Origin of the sequence: Pseudoalteromonas sp. SG44-1, from assembly GCF_014164315.1 — a bacterium.
Lineage (GTDB): Bacteria > Pseudomonadota > Gammaproteobacteria > Enterobacterales > Alteromonadaceae > Pseudoalteromonas > Pseudoalteromonas rhizosphaerae.
This window is the reverse complement of sequence record NZ_JACJEW010000016.1, coordinates 44,255-63,973: the sequence shown is the minus strand read 5'-3', so window position 1 is coordinate 63,973 and position 19,719 is coordinate 44,255. Positions and strand designations below refer to the sequence as shown.

General features: G+C 41.5%; 17 protein-coding genes. 10 read left to right on the top strand and 7 right to left on the bottom strand.

Translation table 11 applies throughout. From position 1 onward, the window contains the following. Positions 1 to 85: 85 nt before the first annotated feature. On the bottom strand, positions 86 to 937 hold the full coding sequence (locus tag H5187_RS09735; protein ID WP_182797811.1) for an alpha/beta fold hydrolase: 852 nt from the start codon (positions 935 to 937) through the stop codon (positions 86 to 88). Positions 938 to 1,037: 100 nt separating this feature from the next. Here H5187_RS09735 and H5187_RS09730 point away from each other — a divergent pair, with 100 nt between their 5' ends. After that, positions 1,038 to 2,327, top strand: a complete 1,290-nt coding sequence (locus H5187_RS09730) for an alkaline phosphatase (RefSeq protein WP_149980213.1) — start codon at positions 1,038 to 1,040, stop codon at positions 2,325 to 2,327. Positions 2,328 to 2,495: 168 nt separating this feature from the next. Here H5187_RS09730 and H5187_RS09725 read toward each other — a convergent pair whose 3' ends face one another. From H5187_RS09725 to H5187_RS09705, 5 genes are all read right to left on the bottom strand, one after another. Further along, positions 2,496 to 2,825, bottom strand: coding sequence for a hypothetical protein (locus H5187_RS09725; protein WP_149980212.1), 330 nt, complete (start codon positions 2,823 to 2,825; stop codon positions 2,496 to 2,498). A gap of 75 nt (positions 2,826 to 2,900) precedes the next feature. Then, a complete protein-coding gene (gene tsaB, locus H5187_RS09720; RefSeq protein ID WP_182718779.1) occupies positions 2,901 to 3,611 on the bottom strand; it encodes a tRNA (adenosine(37)-N6)-threonylcarbamoyltransferase complex dimerization subunit type 1 TsaB in 711 nt (236 codons plus the stop codon). Positions 3,612 to 3,624: 13 nt separating this feature from the next. Then, positions 3,625 to 5,451: an ATP-dependent DNA helicase gene (locus H5187_RS09715; RefSeq protein WP_220491309.1), complete on the bottom strand. Its 1,827-nt coding sequence runs from the start codon at positions 5,449 to 5,451 to the stop codon at positions 3,625 to 3,627. A 191-nt stretch (positions 5,452 to 5,642) separates the two neighbouring features. Beyond that, a complete protein-coding gene (locus H5187_RS09710) occupies positions 5,643 to 7,508 on the bottom strand; it encodes a M28 family metallopeptidase (protein WP_182767958.1) in 1,866 nt (621 codons plus the stop codon). A gap of 90 nt (positions 7,509 to 7,598) precedes the next feature. Beyond that, the gene (locus tag H5187_RS09705; protein ID WP_182797808.1) at positions 7,599 to 9,785 is read right to left on the bottom strand and encodes a pre-peptidase C-terminal domain-containing protein; all 2,187 of its coding nucleotides are present in this window, start codon (positions 9,783 to 9,785) and stop codon (positions 7,599 to 7,601) included. 585 nt (positions 9,786 to 10,370) lie between these two features. Here H5187_RS09705 and H5187_RS09700 point away from each other — a divergent pair. Then, entirely contained in the window at positions 10,371 to 11,651 is a 1,281-nt protein-coding gene (locus H5187_RS09700; RefSeq protein WP_182718776.1) for a sodium:proton antiporter, read from the top strand. 87 nt (positions 11,652 to 11,738) lie between these two features. On the opposite strand, the gene H5187_RS09695 is transcribed toward H5187_RS09700, so the two are convergent. Next, complete coding sequence (locus H5187_RS09695; RefSeq protein ID WP_182797807.1) at positions 11,739 to 11,972, bottom strand: hypothetical protein; 234 nt, start codon at positions 11,970 to 11,972, stop codon at positions 11,739 to 11,741. Positions 11,973 to 12,333: 361 nt separating this feature from the next. Here H5187_RS09695 and hisG point away from each other — a divergent pair, with 361 nt between their 5' ends. The 8 genes from hisG to hisIE are packed head-to-tail and all read left to right on the top strand — an operon-like array spanning position 12,334 to position 19,398. Next, positions 12,334 to 13,233 (top strand): ATP phosphoribosyltransferase, encoded by a 900-nt coding sequence (gene hisG / locus H5187_RS09690; RefSeq protein ID WP_145235723.1) that lies wholly within the window; start codon positions 12,334 to 12,336, stop codon positions 13,231 to 13,233. 4 nt (positions 13,234 to 13,237) lie between these two features. Then, positions 13,238 to 14,539, top strand: coding sequence for a histidinol dehydrogenase (hisD, locus tag H5187_RS09685; protein ID WP_149980206.1), 1,302 nt, complete (start codon positions 13,238 to 13,240; stop codon positions 14,537 to 14,539). Continuing rightward, a complete protein-coding gene (gene hisC, locus H5187_RS09680; protein WP_182797806.1) occupies positions 14,529 to 15,614 on the top strand; it encodes a histidinol-phosphate transaminase in 1,086 nt (361 codons plus the stop codon). The genes hisD and hisC overlap by 11 nt, the downstream gene beginning before the upstream one ends. Then, positions 15,611 to 16,672, top strand: a complete 1,062-nt coding sequence (hisB, locus tag H5187_RS09675) for a bifunctional histidinol-phosphatase/imidazoleglycerol-phosphate dehydratase HisB (protein ID WP_182761064.1) — start codon at positions 15,611 to 15,613, stop codon at positions 16,670 to 16,672. Before hisC ends, hisB begins: the two co-directional genes overlap by 4 nt. Then, on the top strand, positions 16,669 to 17,259 hold the full coding sequence (hisH, locus tag H5187_RS09670; RefSeq protein WP_182761065.1) for an imidazole glycerol phosphate synthase subunit HisH: 591 nt from the start codon (positions 16,669 to 16,671) through the stop codon (positions 17,257 to 17,259). Before hisB ends, hisH begins: the two co-directional genes overlap by 4 nt. Before the next feature lie 38 nt (positions 17,260 to 17,297). Continuing rightward, positions 17,298 to 18,032, top strand: coding sequence for a 1-(5-phosphoribosyl)-5-[(5-phosphoribosylamino)methylideneamino] imidazole-4-carboxamide isomerase (locus H5187_RS09665; RefSeq protein WP_149980202.1), 735 nt, complete (start codon positions 17,298 to 17,300; stop codon positions 18,030 to 18,032). Then, on the top strand, positions 18,014 to 18,793 hold the full coding sequence (gene hisF, locus H5187_RS09660; RefSeq protein ID WP_182740262.1) for an imidazole glycerol phosphate synthase subunit HisF: 780 nt from the start codon (positions 18,014 to 18,016) through the stop codon (positions 18,791 to 18,793). Before H5187_RS09665 ends, hisF begins: the two co-directional genes overlap by 19 nt. After that, positions 18,784 to 19,398, top strand: a complete 615-nt coding sequence (gene hisIE / locus H5187_RS09655; RefSeq protein ID WP_145235744.1) for a bifunctional phosphoribosyl-AMP cyclohydrolase/phosphoribosyl-ATP diphosphatase HisIE — start codon at positions 18,784 to 18,786, stop codon at positions 19,396 to 19,398. Before hisF ends, hisIE begins: the two co-directional genes overlap by 10 nt. Positions 19,399 to 19,719 lie beyond the last annotated feature (321 nt).

The window sequence follows — 19,719 nt, the reverse complement described above, 5'->3', positions numbered from 1 at the left end:
TAAACCTTAAACTAAGTAAGGCAATTTCACAATTGAGCAATCACTCTAATTCGCAAATATTCCCACATTTTGTGCAAATATACAATTAACATGCACCAGTTTGCAGCATAAATGCATGAACCTGCTGTAAACATTGCTCAGGGCTTTGCATATGGCAGTGGTGGCCACCTTCAACTTCATTTACTGTTAAGCTTTTGTAATAATTAGCATATTTATTTAAATTATCACTAATAAATTGATATCCTTTACTGCCTAGAATTAATTGGCACGGCACATTTATTTCGCTTATTACCGCTATGCATTGTTGCTCATCAAATCTAAAACCTGAATGATTTTTAAGCTTTGGATCAGTTCTTAGCAGCCATCCATGTTCAGTTTCTCGTATATTTCTGTCCATCAAAAGTGCTATTAAATCCAAAGGTAAGTCACTTTGTGTCGCCCGTGCTTGGTGTATTATTTGTTTTGACTCGTACTGTCGGGGTGCTTTTTTATTTACACGACGTCGATTCAAAATTGCATTTCTAAGCTGCTCAACCACTTTTTCACTGGGTGTTGTGACAACTCCCAGTCCTTCAATCATAGTAACTGTATTTACTTTATCAGGAAAGCAGCTAGCAAAAAGCCCTGCGGCCATTGCGCCCATAGAATGACCAACTAAATGTACTTTATTAACTCCCAGTTTTTCGATCAAATTATAAATATCATCAATGTAATCAGTGAAATAATAGTGTGCATCGCTTCCACGCCAATCTGATAAACCATGTCCTGGAAAGTCCACACAATACCAAGTTGAAGTTAAGGTGTTATGTTCTAACATGGGTAAAAAACTATGACAATTATCAAGCCAACCATGTAATGCAATGACAACCTCTTTTCCTTGCCCAAATGTTAGGCCATGAAGTGTTAATGCGCCACTTTGAACTGAAAATGGATGCACTGCGTAATTCCCCTTTGTTTTTAGTTTGTTTAACGTAAAAGACATTTATTTATACTACATTGCGTATACAATGGCACTACATAATAAACAGGGTACAAAGATGAAGAAACAAATAAGCCTCTTGGCATTATTATGCTCAGCAAGTGCATACGCAGAGCAAGCACCAAAAAACATAATTTATATGATTGGTGATGGCATGGGCCCCGCTTATACTACAGCATATCGCTACTTTAAAGATGATCCGTCGACCAAAGAAATTGAAGGTACGGTGTTTGATACAATTCTTAAAGGTATGGCACATACTTACCCTGACGACCATACCTATGTAACTGACAGTGCTGCTGGCGCAACAGCTTTGAGCTCCGGCCATAAAAGCTATAATGGTGCAATTGCAGTTGATACCGATAAAAAACCGGTAAAAACAATGCTCGAAATTGCCAAACAAAAAGGCATGATCACCGCATTAGTTGCAACATCACAAATCAATCATGCCACGCCTGCAAGCTTCGCTGCACATAATGAATCTCGTCGTAACTACGATGAAATTGCCAATGATTACATTGATAATAAAATTGCCGGAAAACTTCCCGTTGATTTAATGCTCGGTGGCGGTACTAAATATTACATCCGCGAAGACCGTAATTTAGTTGCAGAATTTAAGCAAGCGGGCTATCAATACAGTGATGACTTTAGTGCGTTAAAAGATATTAAGCAAATTCCTGCGCTGGGATTATTTGCTCCAGTTGGGCTTGACTTTGCGTTAGATAATAACCCTACACGCTTAGCACAAATGACCAATAAAGCGCTTGAGTTACTTGATGAAAATAAGAAAAATGGCTTTTTCGTGATGATCGAAGGCAGCCAAATTGATTGGTGTGGCCATGCCAATGATATTGCCTGTGCAATGGCGGAAATGGATGATTTTGCTAAATCAATCGAGCAAGCAAAAGCATACGTTGATAAAAACCCGGATACCTTATTGGTGATCACCGCAGATCACTCAACAGGTGGTTTAACATTAGGTGCGCATGGTCAATATAAATGGGAAACCGAGGTAGTAAAAGGCGTGAAAGCCACAGCCGTTAAATTAACTAAATTAATGTCAGAGTCTGATGATTTAAAAGCCATTTGGACTGCTAACACGAATATAGAATACACTCCCGAAAACCAGATCAAGCTTGAACAAGCAAAAAAATTAGGTGATAAACCACTTAATCTTGCCATTAAAGATATTATCAGTAGAGCCAGTTTCACCGGTTGGACTACCGGCGGTCACACTGCTATTGATGTACAAGTATTTGCCTATGGTAAAGGTGCTGATAAATTTATCGGCTCACAAAACAATACTGATATTGCCGATAAACTGATCGGCTTTATTGAACAGCAGTAACGTTTAATTGGCATGTTGCTTTTCCTGAGGGTAGAGGCTAACTGCAACATTAAAGGTTAATTATAAAAAGCCCAGTCATAATGTATCTGGGCTTTTTTAATCACAGCTGGAGGTAAACTTTTGCCAAATACAGGCACATCAACACAGAGTTAAATTACTGTCTAATTGTTAAGCGTAGATGTCCACACCAATTAAGTTTTGTACTTCAGCTCGGCGTTCTAAATTAGCAAACTCGGTGTAGGTTGAAATAGCACGACTTACTTTGGCTGTCGGTTGGTCATAAATCGTTTGTCGGTAACTAGGTTGGGCAGTATCACTTTGTAACTTATCAGCCAGCGCAATACCTGCTTGGCTTGATTTAACAAACTCCGCAGACTGTTTATTATCAGCAGCAGATTGCTCCAATAAACCCTGAGGTTTATTAGTGTTGATCTGTCTTGAGGTAATTTTACCGGGTATGTCTCCCGAGTAAAACCCTGAGCCAATAGGTAGATTCAAAGTTGCGTCTCGTTACTTAGGTTATTAAATTATGTGCCAAATTTAATAACCTTGCAAGTTGCTTTATTAATCAGTTTATTCGCGTCCAGGTAATTTTTTCCAGGTTACTGTATCACGTACATATTTAGGTTGAGCTTGCGCAGCACTGACCGTACGTTGCGCACTGAAATCATCGCTAATTGTAGCCAACATAAAACCGGCATCAGGTAATATGATGTCGTTATTGATAGCTATTTGTGGGTTATCTGCCAGTGCCTCAGGGTATGTTTGCCAGCCAGTGCCCACTGCAATCCCTGGTTCGTCTGCAAGAGATAATAATGCGGGTTTTAATACTTGTTCGTCACCTTGTAAGGTCATCACACCATTATCACTGAGTCTATAATGGGCAAAATATATTTCTCCCATACGCGCATCAATAGCACTAAATACACTTTTTTCACCGGTTTGTTGATAAGCTTGCTGCGCCATCATTTGCAGCGTTGACACGCCAACTAGTGGCAGTTTACATGCATAAGCTAAGCCTTGCGCAATGGCGACACTTATACGCACGCCAGTGAAACTACCTGGGCCTTGGCCAAAACCAATAACATCTAAATCAGTTAAACGGCAATTTGCCTTAGCTAACAACTGATCAACCAACGGTAAGATTTTTTGACTATGCTGTTGCGGGCATACTTCAAAATGGTGAAATAACTGACCATTATAATTGAGCACTAAAGACAATGCTTCGGTAGAAGCGTCAAATGCTAATAGATTAATATCACTAGTACTGATTGCGTTATTCATGGTAATTATTTCTCTAGTTAATGTGTTCTAAAAATTCACTGGCCACTTGAAGGCTACGTGTGCGGCGCATCGGCGGCAAGCTTTTTAAAAAGACTTGGCCGTATTGGCGTGTCACTAAACGGTTATCGCAAATCACCAACACCCCTTTATCCTTACTATCGCGGATCAGTCGTCCAACGCCTTGTTTTAGTGCAATCACCGCTTGTGGCAATTGAATATAAGCAAAAGGATCATGTCCTTGTAATTGCGCATCTTGCATTTTAGCTTGGAGCAGTGGATCATCGGGTGCTGCAAAGGGTAACTTATCAATAATAACACAACTGAGTGTGCTACCTCTGACATCAACTCCTTCCCAAAACGACGCAGTACCTAATAATACGGCATTACCATGGCGGGTAAATTTTTCTAAAATAATACGTTTAGACATTTGCCCTTGCATATAAATAGGATAATCAATCTGCGTACTTAGCCCTTCGGCGACTAAATGCATCATCCGATAGCTGGTAAACAATACAAAGCAGCGCCCTTTTGCTGCTTTAATTAAATCGAGGGTAAGCTTAACAATCGCATGAGGCATATTCGCTGCATGTGTTTCAGGCAAATAACGCGGTAAACATAATAAGGCTTGCTGATAATAATCAAACGGACTATCAACCATCATACTTTTGGCAGGCTTAAGGCCTAGGCTTGCGTTAAAATGATCAAGTGCATTATCGACAGATAGAGTCGCTGAGGTGAATACAAAGCCAGCCCCCGTGTCTGCCATCATTTGCGCAAATTTAACTGATACGTTAAGCGGAGTTATATGTACGGTTAAATAGCGGCGTGTTGTTTCATACCAATAACTGTTACCTGTTTGGCTTATATCAAACACCCGTTCTAATTGCCCTTTAAAAGCTAAGGTACGCTCAAATGGGTGTTCTATTTTATCGCTACGGTCTAAACAATGTTTGAGTACTTGATACAAAAAGTCTAAATCGCTGATCACCCTATGTAACGCGGCGCAAATTTCTTTACTTGCCAGCATTTGTCGCCAATCACCTCGGCTACCATCTAAGCCAAATTGTAAGCGCAAGTCTGCAACACTGGTTTCAAGCTTATTTAAGGTTTTACCAAGTTGCAGCATATCCGGAATGTCAGAGCGATAAATTGCTCGTAAATCATTAATTAAGTCCACCAGCTTTTTAGTGCTGATACTCTCACCAAAGTAATCACTGGCAATTTCACTTAATTGGTGTGCTTCATCAAATATATAGGCATCAGCTGTGGGAATGAGTTCAGCAAAGCCGGTATCTTTTACCGCCATGTCTGCAAAAAACAAATGATGGTTAACCACTACTATATCGGCATCCATCGCTTTTAAGCGGGCTTTGCGAATATAGCAATCTTGAAAATCAGGACACTCTTTACCTAAGCAGTTATCCGCAGTGGAGCTTACATAAGGTAATACTTTGGCATCTTCTTCGATACCAATACAATCAGCCAGATCACCGGTGTGCGTTTCACTGGCAAATTTAGCCACCATGGCCAATTGATGCATCACATCAGAATCATCGGTCGGTACATGGGCAACATGCTGATTAAGCCGATAAGTACATAGATAGTTACTGCGCCCTTTTAGCAGCGCGGTTTTTTTACTCGCACTAAGCGCTTTGACTAATTGTGGTAAATCACGGTGATATAATTGTTCTTGCAGCGCTTTCGTGCCGGTTGAAATTATTGTTTTACCTTTAGACTTTAGCGCAGGGGCTAAATAAGCGTAGGTTTTACCTGTACCAGTGCCCGCTTCAACCACTAATTGCGAGCGGTTTTTTAATGCATCACTCACCGCAACCGCCATATCGATCTGCGGTTGGCGAGGCGTATAACCATCTAGAGATTGCGCTAACGGGCCTGCTGCACTAAAAAGCTGTTTGATAATAACGATCGCTTTGCTAAAAATAATAGCGGGATTTTACGTAAGCATAGCCCCAAGGGCAAGTGAATACGCAAAGCAAATAGCAAAGGAGCAATGCCCCTTTGCTATTGTTCTTATTGTGCGTTGATCGTTAAAGTAATACCACTTGCCGCAGTGTAACCTTGTAAATCAATATACCAAGCACCAGCTTGGGGATTGCTAATAGTACAGCTTTCATTATTACCATTTTTATAAGGTCGACATTGATATGTTGACGTTGATGACGGCGAACCAAAATTCACATACAGATCAGCATCCCCGCTACCACCTAAAATAGAAATATTTAACGACGCGTAACCCGCACTGATATTTTGACTAAAGCGAGTCCAACCTCCTGTTGCCACACTGACATTCGTCTCGGTACGATTAATCGGTGTCGGTACATTATTGTCACCATCATAACTACCCGTTAAGGAAACACCGGTAATAGCGCTCCATGCTTCAACCATGACATGATATGTACCTGATTGTATATTACTAATAGCGCATGCTTCATTACTGTTTGAATTAGTGCTGTTACAGTCAAAGTCTTGTAAAGTAGGCGGTGCGCCAAACTTAACGTATAGATCAGCATCGCCACTGCCACCTGCTGTAGTAAAGTTTAAATTACTACTTCCTGCAGGGACTGCTAAGGTATAAAAAACTTGCTCTTTAGCAAGCGCATTAATTCCAGACACTGTGACACCATTTTCCAGTTCATTGTCAGTGGGTGGTACTTCATAGCCGGCATTTTTAGCCATTTCAGCTAAGTAGCTCACCGCAAGCTTGGCAAATTTACTCGCATGATCAGCATCAAAATTACTGTCGTTTGCTGTATGGATTAGCGGGTTAATATCAGCCATGCGCGACTCAAATGGCATTGAGGCGGCAAAGCCCTGCTGATACCACGAAGCATGATCTGAACAGCCATAACCACACTGATCAAAACCATAACTTAGGGTGGGTAAATAAGTATCGATCAATTGTCCCAAAAACTGATTTTGGCCGCTGTTAGTATAATCTGTCATCATCACAATATCATCGCTACTGCCATGATTACCGGTCATATCAAATTGCACCATACCTACCACATTTTTGCCCTGTGATTTATACGCCGTTGCAATCGCTTTTGAACCTCGCAGCCCTACTTCTTCAGCTGCAAAACCCATAATTTGGATTGTTCTTTGTGGTTGATAGTTATTATCTACGATTGCCCGAAGCACTTCCGACAAGACCGCAATACCGGAGGCATTATCATCCGCCCCGGGCGCTCTGCCATTACTAGGATTTGATTGATTAATTGAATCTAAATGACCGCCAACAATTACTATTTCATCCGCTTTTTCGCTGCCTTGAATAGTCACAATTACAGATGATTGCGACCAACTATGGCTAAAGTAATCAACACTAATATCAGCGCGGTTGCTCGCTAACTGTTGCCAATAATCTTTTAACCATTGAGATGCATCAACTCCACTTTGTACTGAGTAATAGCGATTATTAAAAGCACTCAACGAATTAACGGTATTGGTTAGATCATTAGGACTAATGTTATTGATCAGTGTCTGTACCGTTTGCGCATTATCTATTGTGTAGTTAATAGCCAAGCTGTTGATTGACTGATTCTGTACTTTAGCTAATTGCTCAGTATAAAGCTGCGCCTCAAGCAATGATTCATGTGCTACAAAGCCACCGCAGCGATGGTAATTGTCGTGCATAAATTCACTTAAATTAGCCACTTCAGTCTGTTTAATACGCATAAAATTAATAGAAGATAAGCTGGATGCTTGTGGAGCGAGGAGCTCGGTACTGTGTTTATGAGCTGTTTGGTTTAATTTGTAATGTTTAGCTGCTACAGGGTCAATACTTACCCAAATACTGTCAGGCTCTTGTGCTATTACCAGCTGACTTACCAATAATGACACAGTGCCAAGCAGGACGCTTGGTGCAAAGATATTCATAACAGTTTCCTTTTTTTCTGTGTTTACCCAAATTCAGACTCTGAAAATATAAGGGTAAAAAAGGGAGCGAATGCTCCCTTAGGTGAGGGATTAGTTAGCCGTTATTGTTAACGTTACGCCACTTGCCGCACTGTAGCCTTGTAAATCAATATACCAAGTGCCCGCTTGTGGAGCAGTAATTTCGCAACTTTCGTTGTTACCATTTTTATATGGTCGACATTGATAAGACGATGTTGATGATGGCGAGCCAAAATTAACATACAAGTCTGCATCACCAGAACCACCCGCTATAGCAACATTCAATGTTGAATAACCTGCGCTTAGTTCTTGACTAAAACGAGTCCAACCACCTGAGCTAACACTTACATTAGTTTCAGTACGGTTTATTGGTGTAGTACCCGTATCACCGCCATCAAAACTCCCCGTGAGTGAAACGCCCGATATTTGGTTCCAGGCTTCAACCATTACATAGTAAGTACCTGCTTGAACATTGCTGATAGCACAGCGTTCAGTGCTGGTTGAAGTCGTGCTGTTACAGTCAAAACTATTTAGTGTTGGTCTTTGCGCAAATTTTACATACAAGTCCGCATCACCACTGCCACCTACCGTATTAAACTGCAAATTAGTGGCATTAGCTGGTACTTCTAAGGTAAAGAACAGTTGCTGTTTTTCTGTACCACTGATCCCAGTGCGTGGCACGCCATTGCTAAGTGGCTCGTCAATTGGTGGCTCTACTCCTCCACAACTACTACCAGGGCTTAAATTTGACGTTACACCCACTGCCGCAAGTGCGCTTTGTACATCATCTGGGCTGTAATCTAAATCACATGCCGCATCCATTACACCATTACCAGCCAAGTCCCAATTAGTACTAGCGGTCCAATATAATTGGTTTGCACGCGCCATAACCTCAAAAGCTTTTCTAGTATCCCAACCAGCTTTAGTTGCTAAGTTATAGAATGCTTTATTAAATACACCTGAGCTGTAATGTACATCCATCCCAGAATAATAACTCGATTGGTTATCAATTGAACTACCATCTTGGGTCGGGTTATTCATGTAACGCAATGCACCATTGCCTTTGAAAATTTCTTGACCAACTAACCAATCATTAGTGCCTAGCATATAAAACTCGGCAGCTTCACCAGCCATATCAGAAAACGCTTCATTCAAGCCGCCCGATTTCCCACTGTATACCAGCCCTGAATTTTGTTCAGTAAAACCATGGCTAACTTCATGAGCAGAAACATCTAAACTAACTAATGGATAAAAGGTATTTTGACCATCACCAAAAGTCATTGCTGATCCGTCCCAAAAAGCATTTTCATAATTACTGCCGTAATGAACACGCATTTGCAATTGAAAAGACAGCGGAGGAGAACCAATCCAGTCGTTATACATATTAAAAATGACATTACCAAAGTAGTGCGCGTCATTTAATGGCGAATAACCGCCATTTATTTCCTTAAAGGTGTTTTCGGGGCAAGTAAAGGAATACGCTGAAGAGCCACTGGTGCCACCATTTAAATTAATGGTTTTAACATTTGCGTTATTCATGGTGCAAGTGTTGCCTGACTGCGACACATCTAAACTACTAAAATCAGTCCCGTAAATGTACTTTCCTGTTTTTAAATTTCCACCAGGGCCTGTCGCATTGGCATGTTGAAGGTTATCAAAGCTATGCAAAACCTCACCAGAATTCGCATCAATGATCTGATAAGGTCGAGAAGGATTAGCACCATAAGTAACATACGATACTTCATACACTAAATGTGCGACATGTTGCGCATCAAGCCAAATCGCTAAACGCGATTGTTCATTGTGTTTTTTAAGGCTTACTGATTTAGCCGCTGCGGGGGAGTTTTTTAACCCCTGTGTAATAGCCATTTTTTTACTGAGTTTTGGCATCACTGAGCTTATATCGCTACTAATATCATATACAGCAGCACCATGAGCGCGTTTTAATTGGCCATTATTATCAAACGTTAAACTCACAGTATCACCAATGACTGGTAATCCTTGATACTGTTGTTGATAACGGCGTGTCGTATCACCATTGTTACTTTTTACTTCTTTTAATACGACTAACTCATTGCCAGCATCTAAACCAACTAACTGCATTGGGCTTGCCATAAGTACCGATGACGCACTATTTTGCAAAGCTGTAGTTAGGGCTGCTTGTTCATTTAGATATTGTTTATTTGCAGCTACTGCACTTGATGCTTGCGTTACCGCAAGAGCAGCAAGTGTTGCTAATGTGATTTTAGATAAATTCACGTTTACGCTCCATTTAAGTTGTTATTTATTTAATATTTTTGTATTAAACCGGCACTACCCGTTCCCGATTCAAGTTCAGCCTATACTGCTTTCAGTGAAATTGAAAATGAAACAAAAAATTAACATTAAATAACAAAAAACCAAAACAGAAACATTTTAAAACAACAACTTAAACCAACATTGTTAATTAATCACTAACAAAACCCCGGAAAACTGTAAATAAATAATTACATTAAATTAACATGTGGTTACATATCATTTGTTTTTATTATTGGTAATACATTAAATGTCATTGCTACTCGGCTCTATAATTAATTGGCAATAGGACTACCGATATAGATAGCAAACTGCAAATGTTGACGACTAGAAAAAGAAGCTGTTGACGTTTAGAAGCTGTTCATACCCATAAAACTTCAAACAAAACCATCAATTAATTTCGCTGTCATTGCGTCAGTAGCATAAACGCCTATTAAAAGTGTAATTAACAGTATTATCGCGGTGACATTTGAAAGTCTCAGGAGTAACATACCTGCGCGAAAGTACATTCCTTTTTGCTCATTCCAATATATTATTTAAGGTCAAACAATGAATGCTTGGTACCTCATTTGTTTTTTATCTGCATTAGCGATTTTTATCGCATTTGCTAACCAGTATATCCTCAAAATGCAAACCACTATTGCCATAACAACTGGCTCAGTAGTGATTTCATTGTTATTAATACTCGCGGTAAAATTATTGGGCGATTCAACCGCACTGGAGATTACACAAATAGTCTCAAGTATCGATTTTAATCAATTATTACTCAAAGGCATGCTCGGCTTTTTACTGTTTGCAGGCGCACTGGAAATTAACCTTGCGGCACTCAAAAAACAACGTTTTGAAATTACCGTACTGGTGTTATTTTCGACCTTAGCCTCCACCTTTATCATTGGCTTTTTAAGCTTTTACTTATTTGCCGCGTTAGGCTTTGCGGTGCCTTTTATCTATTGTTTATTGTTTGGTGCATTAATAAGTCCAACCGATCCAATTGCAGTGCTTGCAATTATTAAACAAATGCGTGCCCCTGAAGGCATTTCTGTGCAAGTTGAAGGTGAATCATTATTTAATGACGGTATTGGTTTAGTTATTTTTACCACTATTTTTGCCGTGGCTTTTCTCGACACTGAAGCCAGTGCAGCAGGCATTGCAGAGCTATTCTTTGTCGACGCACTGGGAGGGATTGCATTTGGTTTAGTGATTGCGTTAGTGGGTCATTATCTGATCATCAACAGTCGTGATGTAAATATTCGCTTGTTACTAACCTTAACTATACCGACAGCAGGATTCGCCGCTGCCAATATATGGGAAATATCTGGCGCACTGGCGATGGTAACTAGCGGTATATTGTTAGGTAATATAACCCGTACTAAAGCGACAGAGCGCACCGGGCCTGAAGACACTCGCTACGTAAAAGACTTTTGGCACGCCACCGACAGCTTTTTGAATGCATTGTTATTTTTGATTATCGGGATGCTAATTGTCACTATGCCCATCAGCCTAGCTGAAATTGGTTTAGGACTACTAATGGTGCCTGCAGTATTACTTGCTCGCTTTATCAGTGTTGGCGCACCATTTGTGGTATTTAAGAAATTTAGAAAATACGACAAACACTCAGTTAAAATTTTAACCTGGGGCGGCCTGCGCGGTGGCCTTGCTTTAGCAATGGCTGCGGCAATTCCTCGTGATCAGGTATTTGTGGGCGGCTCTGATTTACACAACCTGCTTGTTATTGTTACCTACGTTGTGGTGATATTTTCGATTATTGTGCAAGGGCTCACTATTTCGCCGTTAATTCACAGTAGCATTAGTGCCAAACAACAAAACTAACATTTAAACTTACTTCTGGCGCCGCAAGCTAATGCTTACGGTGCTAGAATTAGTTATGCATTTTCTATGCATAAGATCCTAGAAATATTACGCCCATGTGTCTAAATGGGTTTCGTCTTCCTCGTCTGTATTGCGCTCTTTCTTAGCTGTTTCAAGCTTTTCTTTAGACAGTAGTTCTTTGCGCTCCAACTGACGTTTTTTCCGCTTTTCACGTTCAATTCGCTGCGCGTTCGAATCTTTTAGCCCCGCAATATGAAAAGCGCCTTTCGACTCAAGTTGCAAACGAGTGATCTGCCCTAAATAAGGGATCATAATATCCATACGTTCCTCCTTTGGTTACTCTTATCATCGGCCGTTATAGCTTATTCTTTAATTTATGCAAAAAAAACTTGCCAGCTTCCCCACAAATGTGTTTTTCTATATGTGAAATTTACTTAAACAGATTAAACACTTTTGTTTACATGAAGCAATGATAAAACGAAAGTTATTTAGGATATATTATAATGCGCTTAAACCTGACAACAGTACATCATCACCACCATTCACCGGAATAACCTGTCAGGTCTTTCGCTGAGAGGTTATTCCTAAAAGGAACCTCTGGCGAGTCAACATACAATGATTCATTTTTCGCCCTGAGGTTCCCTCGGGGTTTTTAGTTTTTAAATTAAAGGAAAAATGAATAATGAGTAATAGCAACCGTCTACGTATCGCCATCCAAAAAGGTGGCCGCCTTTCTAAAGATTGCCAAGACTTACTAAAACAGCTAGGTGTTAAACTTAACTTGCGTGAGCAACGTTTGATTGCCCACTCGACCAATATGCCGATTGACGTACTACGGGTGCGCGATGACGATATACCCGGTCTGGTAATGGACGGCGTGTGTGATTTAGGCATAGTAGGCGAAAACGTACTCGTTGAAGTACAAGCTGAGCGCCAGCGCCAAGGCGTACCAAGTGAAGTTACTAAACTGTCTAAACTTGATTTTGGCTACTGTCGCCTTGCACTTGCATGGCCGTCAGAACTTGGCAAGCAAGATAAAAGCTGGTTTGAAGGCAAACGCATTGCTACCACCTACCCTGAAATCTTAACTCAATACTTAAAGCGTGAAGGCATAAACGCCAGCACAGTAATGCTGACTGGCTCTGTAGAAGTCGCACCACGTGCAGGACTTGCCGATGCAATTTGTGATTTAGTATCTACCGGTGCCACACTTGAAGCCAACGGCCTTATGCAAGGCGATACTATTTTAGAATCAAACGCCTGCCTTATCCAAAATAAAGACTTACAAGATGCTGACAAACTAGCGCTTATCAACAAACTTATGCCACGCTTACGCGGCGTGAGACAAGCCAAAGAAAGCAAATACATCATGCTGCACGCGCCAAAAGATAAACTGGATGAAATTTGCGATATTTTACCAGGCTCTGGCCAACCAACGGTATTAGCGCTTGCTGGCTCTGATGAGTACGTAGCCCTGCACATGGTGAGCAGTGAAACATTATTTTGGGAAACAATGGAGCAATTAAAAGCGCTAGGCGCCAACTCTATCCTCGTTATGCCAATTGAAAAAATGATGGAGTAAGTCAATGTTGCGCTGGAATGAGGTTTCCAAAGATGCACAAGCAGCGGCGCTAATGCGCCCTGCTGTTAGTGCAAGTGTGGAAGTAGAAGCTATTTGCCAAGCAATTATGGCAAACGTAAAAGAGCAAGGCGACACAGCCTTACTCGACATGGCTAAGCAATATGATAACCGCGAAAATCCGCGCTTATTAGTGCCGCAAAGTGAGATCAATGCCGCTGAGCAGCAGTTAAGCGCTGAGCTTAAATACGCGATAGACACAGCCTACGCTAATGTAAAACGTTTTCACCAAGCACAGCTACCCAAAGATATTAAATTGTCGACTCAGCCCGGTGTGTTATGTGAACTAAAATACCAAGCCATTGAAGCCGTTGGAATATATGTGCCAGGTGGCAGTGCGCCATTGCCTTCATCAGTGATCATGCAAGGTGTACTGGCGCAGCTAAGTGGTGCGACAACCGTAGTGTTAGCAACACCGGTGCAAGGTGATTTACCGATAAACCCAGCAATTTTATATGCGGCTAAACTATGCGGTATCAAAACAATCGTAGAAAGTGGCGGCGCAGGTGCAATCGCCGCAATGGCTTATGGTACAGACTCAGTGCCCAAGGTGAATAAAATTTTTGGCCCGGGTAACAGCTTTGTGACTATGGCTAAACAACTAGTAGCTCAGACCATACCAGGCATGGCGATCGATATGCCTGCGGGCCCATCTGAGGTGTTAGTGATTGCCGATGAGCGCGCAAACCCTGAATTTATTGCCGCTGATTTATTATCTCAAGCTGAGCACGGCGCTGATTCGCAAGTAATTTTACTGTGTAACAGTGAACGTATGATTGCCCGCACCGAGCAAGCCATTGAACGCCAATTAGCTAAACTATCGCGTCAAGATATTGCCGCAAAAGCATTGGCTAATTCATCGCTTATTTTGGTTGATTCAATCGAGCAAGCATTTGCTGTATCAGCACAATACGGCCCTGAACACTTAATACTGCAACTGGCTGATGCCAACCCGTATTTAAACAAAGTTAAAAATGCAGGATCTGTATTTGTGGGTGACTACACGCCAGAATCTGCTGGTGATTATGCCTCTGGTACTAATCACGTATTACCAACCTATGGCTACAGTGCCACTTATTCAAGCTTAAACTTACTTGATTTTTTTCGCACTTATACCGTACAAACCATTACTCAAAATGGTTTAAAAAACTTATCAAAAGCAATTTTACCATTGGCTGATGCAGAAGGACTTGATGCCCACGCAAATGCCGTTAAGGTGCGTTTAGAGGCGATGAACAATGAGCAATAATCCTTTATTACCGGCCAATATTGATGCATTAGCAGCATATAGCTCGGCAAAAAGTGAGAAACTAACCGGCACAACGTGGCTTAATGCAAATGAAAGCCCGTATGTTAAAAGTATCGATATCAGCATTAATGATTTAAATCGCTACCCTGATCCGCAGCCTATCAATGTTATTAACCGCTATGCTGATTACGCAGGACTCACTGCTGAACAAGTACTTATGACCCGTGGTGCGGATGAAGGTATTGAGCTACTGGTACGCACCTATTGCCAACCAGAGCAAGATTCGGTTGCTTTATTTTTACCTACGTACGGCATGTACAAAGTCACCGCCGACACCCACAACGTAGCAATAAATGGCTTAAGCCAAGCATTATTACTCGATGGTACTGTTGATGAAATAATCAACGCTGTTGGTAATAGCAAATTAGTGTTTATTTGTAATCCAAATAACCCAACAGGCAGCTTAACACCGCTTGAAAAAATAAAGGCTATTGCAACAGCACTTGCCGATAAAACACTGGTCGTTGTGGATGAAGCTTATATTGAATTTTGCCCAGAGCAAAGTGCAAGCAAACTCATCAACGAATTTGCCAACATAGTAGTACTTAGAACGCTCTCTAAAGCATTTGCGTTAGCAGGCCTGCGTACAGGCTTTACTCTTGCCCAATCGTCAGTACTAGCGCCAATCCGTAAAGTGATTGCACCGTATCCGGTATCAACGGTAGTGGCAAGCATTGCTGCAAATGCACTCAGCCCAGATGCCATTACTTCAATGCGTCGCCAAGTAAGTATTTTAAATGCACTAAGGGCAAAGCTAAAGCTGTGGCTCGAAGCCTCCCCTGCCGTATTACAAGTGCTCAGTGGCGAAGGAAACTTTGTCACTCTAAAGCTCGCCGATAAAAACAGCTTTAATATCGCACTTGAGCAAGGCTTAGTTATGCGTGCTTTTACTTTATACGGCGAAAACGATTGGCTACGTATTTCAATCGGCAGTGAGCAAGAACTAGAACAAGTAAAAATATGGTTAGATGGCCTAAGCCAATCAGCCACTTTTAAAGAGCAGGAAGTATCATGAGCAACCCGTATTTATTTATCGACCGTGATGGCACTATTATTGAAGAGCCAATCACCGACAAGCAAGTAGACAGTCTTGAAAAGTTAGCGTTTTTACCAAATGTGATCCCTGCTCTTTTGCAATTACAAAGCGCAGGCTATCGTTTAGTGATGGTGTCAAACCAAGATGGCTTAGGCACTGACAGCTTTCCAACGGCTGATTTTGATATTGCCCAAGATAAGATGATGGCTATTTTATCAAGCCAAGGCATTAAATTTGACGACGTATTAATTTGCCCACACTTTAATGAGCAAAATTGTGATTGTCGTAAGCCAAAAACAGGGTTGCTTACCGAGTTAATGCGCTCAGGTAAAGTCGATTTAGCACGCTCATTTGTGATTGGCGATCGCCAAACAGATATTGGCCTTGCACAAAACTTGTGTTGTGAAGGTATTTTGTATGACGGTGATTGGAATGCAATTGTCACTAAACTTACCACCGCTGATCGACAAGGCCGCGTGACTCGCAACACTAAAGAAACGCAAATTGATGTAAAACTCAATTTAGATCAAAGTAAAAATGGCGAGATCAGCACCGGCCTTGGCTTTTTTGATCACATGCTTGATCAAATTCGCACCCATGCCAATATTGGCCTTGATATTCAAGCCAGCGGCGACTTGCACATTGACGAGCACCACCTTGTTGAAGATATCGGCATTGCCCTTGGTTTAGCGCTTAAACAAGCCATTGGTACTAAATCACAAATTGCTCGCTATGGTTTTGCGCTACCGATGGATGAATGCAAAGCAGAGGCACAAATTGACTTGTCAGGTCGTGCTTCGTTTGTATTAAACGCTAACTTTAGCCGTGAAAAAGCCGGTGATTTAGACGTACAAATGGTTGAGCACTTTTTCAAAAGCTTAAGCGACAATGCAGCGATCAGCTTAATATTGTCGGTTAGCGACGGTAACTGTCATCACCAAGTTGAAGGTTTATTTAAAGCGTTTTCTCGCGCTTTACGTATGGCCATTGCCGCTGACGCCAGCCAACAAACAGCAAGCTCTAAGGGGTGTTTATGATTGCCATAATTAACACCGGTTGTGCCAACATAAACTCTGTACGCTTTGCTTTTGAGCGCTTAGGGCAAACGCCAGAAGTGATCACCTCGCCAGAGCAACTTAAAAACTTTGAACGCGCTATTTTACCAGGTGTTGGCCATGCATCTGTTGCTATGAAGCGCTTGGTAGAAGGCGGTTGGCAACAGGCAATCAATGAATACCAACGCCCTCTGATGGGGATTTGTTTAGGCATGCAGTTACTGTGCGAAAGCACTGAAGAAGGTAATGTGCAATGCCTTGGCAAAATACCTGGGCACGTTAAAGCACTTGATGTGGGTAGTTTAACGTCTCCGCACATGGGTTGGAATAACCTCACCGTTAATCGTGAACATGCTTTAACCAAAGGCCTTGATGCAAACAAGCAAGTATATTTTGTGCATAGTTTTGCTCATACCGTGAATGATGCAACATTGGTTAGTGGCGAATACGGGCAAACCTTCTCAGCGATTGTTGCCAACGATAACTACGCGGGTATGCAATTTCACCCTGAACGTAGCGCTAAAATCGGCACTCAGTTATTGCAGAACTTTTTAGACTGGCAGCTATAAATAAAGCGTATCAACACAAATTAATAAAGAGAATTCAAGTGATTATTCCAGCATTAGATGTATTACAAAATCAAATTGTGCGCTTATATCAAGGTAAATACGATACCGCACAGTTTTACCCGTTTGAGCTTGGTGCGCGCTTACAAGAGTACGCACAAAGCGGCGCAGGTAAATTACACCTTGTTGATTTAGAAGGCGCACGCGATCCTAATAAAAAACAATGGCAACACATTCAAGCAGCCACCAAAGTACTTAACGTACCGTATCAAGTTGGTGGCGGTATTCGTACTGAACAAGACGTAAGCGACTGGCTTAAAGCCGGTGCTAACCAAGTAGTAATTGGCTCTATGGCGGTTGAAAAACGTGATGAAGTAAAAAGCTGGATTGAAAAATTCGGTGCCAAGCACTTTGTTATCGCCCTCGACGTTAATAAAACCGACAATGGCTGGGCACCTGCCACCCACGGTTGGTTAAGTGAATCAGAATTCGGCTTATTTGAATTAGTCGATTTTTATGTAGCACTGGGTGTAATTGATTTTCTATGCACGGACATCAGTAAAGACGGCACCATGACTGGTCCTTCATTTGCATTATATGAAGACTTAATAAAACACAACAGCAATATTAAAGTACAAGCCTCTGGGGGTGTAAGCTCGCTTGATGACATTAAAAAGCTCAAAGAGCTTGGCGTAGGCGGTGTTATATTAGGTAAGTCACTGCTTGATGGCGCATTTAATGTAGAGGAGGCGTTGGCATGTTATCAAAACGCATAATCCCGTGTTTAGACGTTAAAGACGGCCAAGTAGTCAAAGGCGTTAAATTTAAAGGCCACGAAGTGGTTGGCGACATATTAACAATGGCTAAAGCGTATAGCGAAGCTGGTGCTGACGAACTGGTATTTTATGAAATTAGCGCCAGTGTTGAAAAACGCCTTCTCGATGTAAACTGGGTAGAGAGCATAGCACGTCATATTGATATTCCATTTTGTGTTGCAGGTGGTATTAAATCAGTGGCTGATGCAGCACGCGTATTAGAACGCGGCGCTGATAAAATCAGTATAAACAGCCCTGCTATTGCCCGCCCTGAGCTTATCAAAGAACTACATGATGAGTTTGGTAAACAATGTGTCGTTGTCGGCATTGATAGCTTTTACGATGAAGTAACTGGCGAATATTTAGTGTATCAGCTTACTGGCGATCCTAATGCGTCAAGCCGCACCCGTTATAAAACGCAAGAATGGGTAAAACGCGTGCAAGACTTAGGCGCAGGCGAAATCGTACTCAACTGCATGAACCAAGATGGCGTACGCAATGGCTACGATAACCAGCAGCTGTCTAAAATGCGTGCTTTGTGTGATATTCCTCTTATCGCCTCAGGTGGTGCTGGCACCATGCAAGATTTTGTCGATGTATTTAAACAAAGCCACGTTGATGGCGCACTGGCAGCCAGCGTATTTCACAAAAATGTGATCAACATCGGCGAATTAAAACAATATTTAATAGATAACCAAGTGGCGGCGCGACTATGCAACTAACCAAACAAAACCTTACCCAAGTTGATTTTGCTAAAAGCGAATTGATCCCTGCCATCGTGCAAGATGCCCGTACTGGGGTTATTTTAATGCAAGGCTTTATGAATCAAGAATCGCTGGAAGTCACCTTTGAAAAGCAAAAAGTGACGTTTTACTCGCGTTCAAAAAACCGTTTATGGACCAAAGGCGAAACCTCTGAGAATTACTTAGAAGTAGTGTCTGTCCATACTGATTGCGACTATGACTCTATTTTAGTGCTGGCTAACCCGCTTGGGCCAACTTGTCACTTAGGCACACAAAGTTGTTTTGGTGATGCTGCAAAACCAAGCCTAAGCTTCTTAGCGCAGCTTGAGCAAGTAATTGTATCGCGTAAAAACGACGACCCTGAAAAAAGCTACACCGCCTCTTTGTTTGCTAAAGATTTAAGCCGCAGTTGTCAAAAAGTGGGTGAAGAAGGCGTTGAGGTCGCTTTAGCTGCAATGAAACATGATAACGAAGAGCTAACCAACGAATCAGCTGATTTGTTATATCACTTAATCGTATTGCTACAGCGCCAAGGCCTAGAGCTACAAGACGTAGTAGCGTGTTTGCAAGGAAGACATAAGTAAGTTTATCTGCTCTTGTTTATTAAGCGCTGAGTTTGCTCAGCGCTTTGTTTAAAGACCTTTAAGTAAGTTGTTTACAAAAAGGCTAAGAGGCGCCGCGCTGAATACCAAGCAAAAAGTCTTTTAAAATAAAATAGTTAAAACAGAAAATGCAACTGCGGAATATGAAAGGCTAGACTGCATCCAAGTCAGCTTTTAAAGTCTAAATCACGCTATTGCTGCAAGAGCTTTATTTTCTGGCAGTGAGAGCATTTTTAACGCTGCGTCTCTTGGTTTACTTTCACCTTGTTCCATTTCCTCACTCGTTATCACTAACATTAAAAT

Bases quoted from the DNA above. Each gene is read 5' to 3' on its own strand.
- H5187_RS09730 (WP_149980213.1), top strand. From the start codon at position 1,038: ATGAAGAAACAAATAAGCCTCTTGGCATTATTATGCTCAGCAAGTGCA.
- tsaB (WP_182718779.1), bottom strand. From the start codon at position 3,611: ATGAATAACGCAATCAGTACTAGTGATATTAATCTATTAGCATTTGAC.
- H5187_RS09715 (WP_220491309.1), bottom strand. From the start codon at position 5,451: ATGGCGGTTGCGGTGAGTGATGCATTAAAAAACCGCTCGCAATTAGTG.
- H5187_RS09710 (WP_182767958.1), bottom strand. From the start codon at position 7,508: ATGAATATCTTTGCACCAAGCGTCCTGCTTGGCACTGTGTCATTATTG.
- H5187_RS09700 (WP_182718776.1), top strand. From the start codon at position 10,371: ATGAATGCTTGGTACCTCATTTGTTTTTTATCTGCATTAGCGATTTTT.
- H5187_RS09695 (WP_182797807.1), bottom strand. From the start codon at position 11,972: ATGGATATTATGATCCCTTATTTAGGGCAGATCACTCGTTTGCAACTT.
- hisG (WP_145235723.1), top strand. From the start codon at position 12,334: ATGAGTAATAGCAACCGTCTACGTATCGCCATCCAAAAAGGTGGCCGC.
- hisD (WP_149980206.1), top strand. From the start codon at position 13,238: ATGTTGCGCTGGAATGAGGTTTCCAAAGATGCACAAGCAGCGGCGCTA.
- hisC (WP_182797806.1), top strand. From the start codon at position 14,529: ATGAGCAATAATCCTTTATTACCGGCCAATATTGATGCATTAGCAGCA.
- hisB (WP_182761064.1), top strand. From the start codon at position 15,611: ATGAGCAACCCGTATTTATTTATCGACCGTGATGGCACTATTATTGAA.
- hisH (WP_182761065.1), top strand. From the start codon at position 16,669: ATGATTGCCATAATTAACACCGGTTGTGCCAACATAAACTCTGTACGC.
- hisF (WP_182740262.1), top strand. From the start codon at position 18,014: ATGTTATCAAAACGCATAATCCCGTGTTTAGACGTTAAAGACGGCCAA.
- hisIE (WP_145235744.1), top strand. From the start codon at position 18,784: ATGCAACTAACCAAACAAAACCTTACCCAAGTTGATTTTGCTAAAAGC.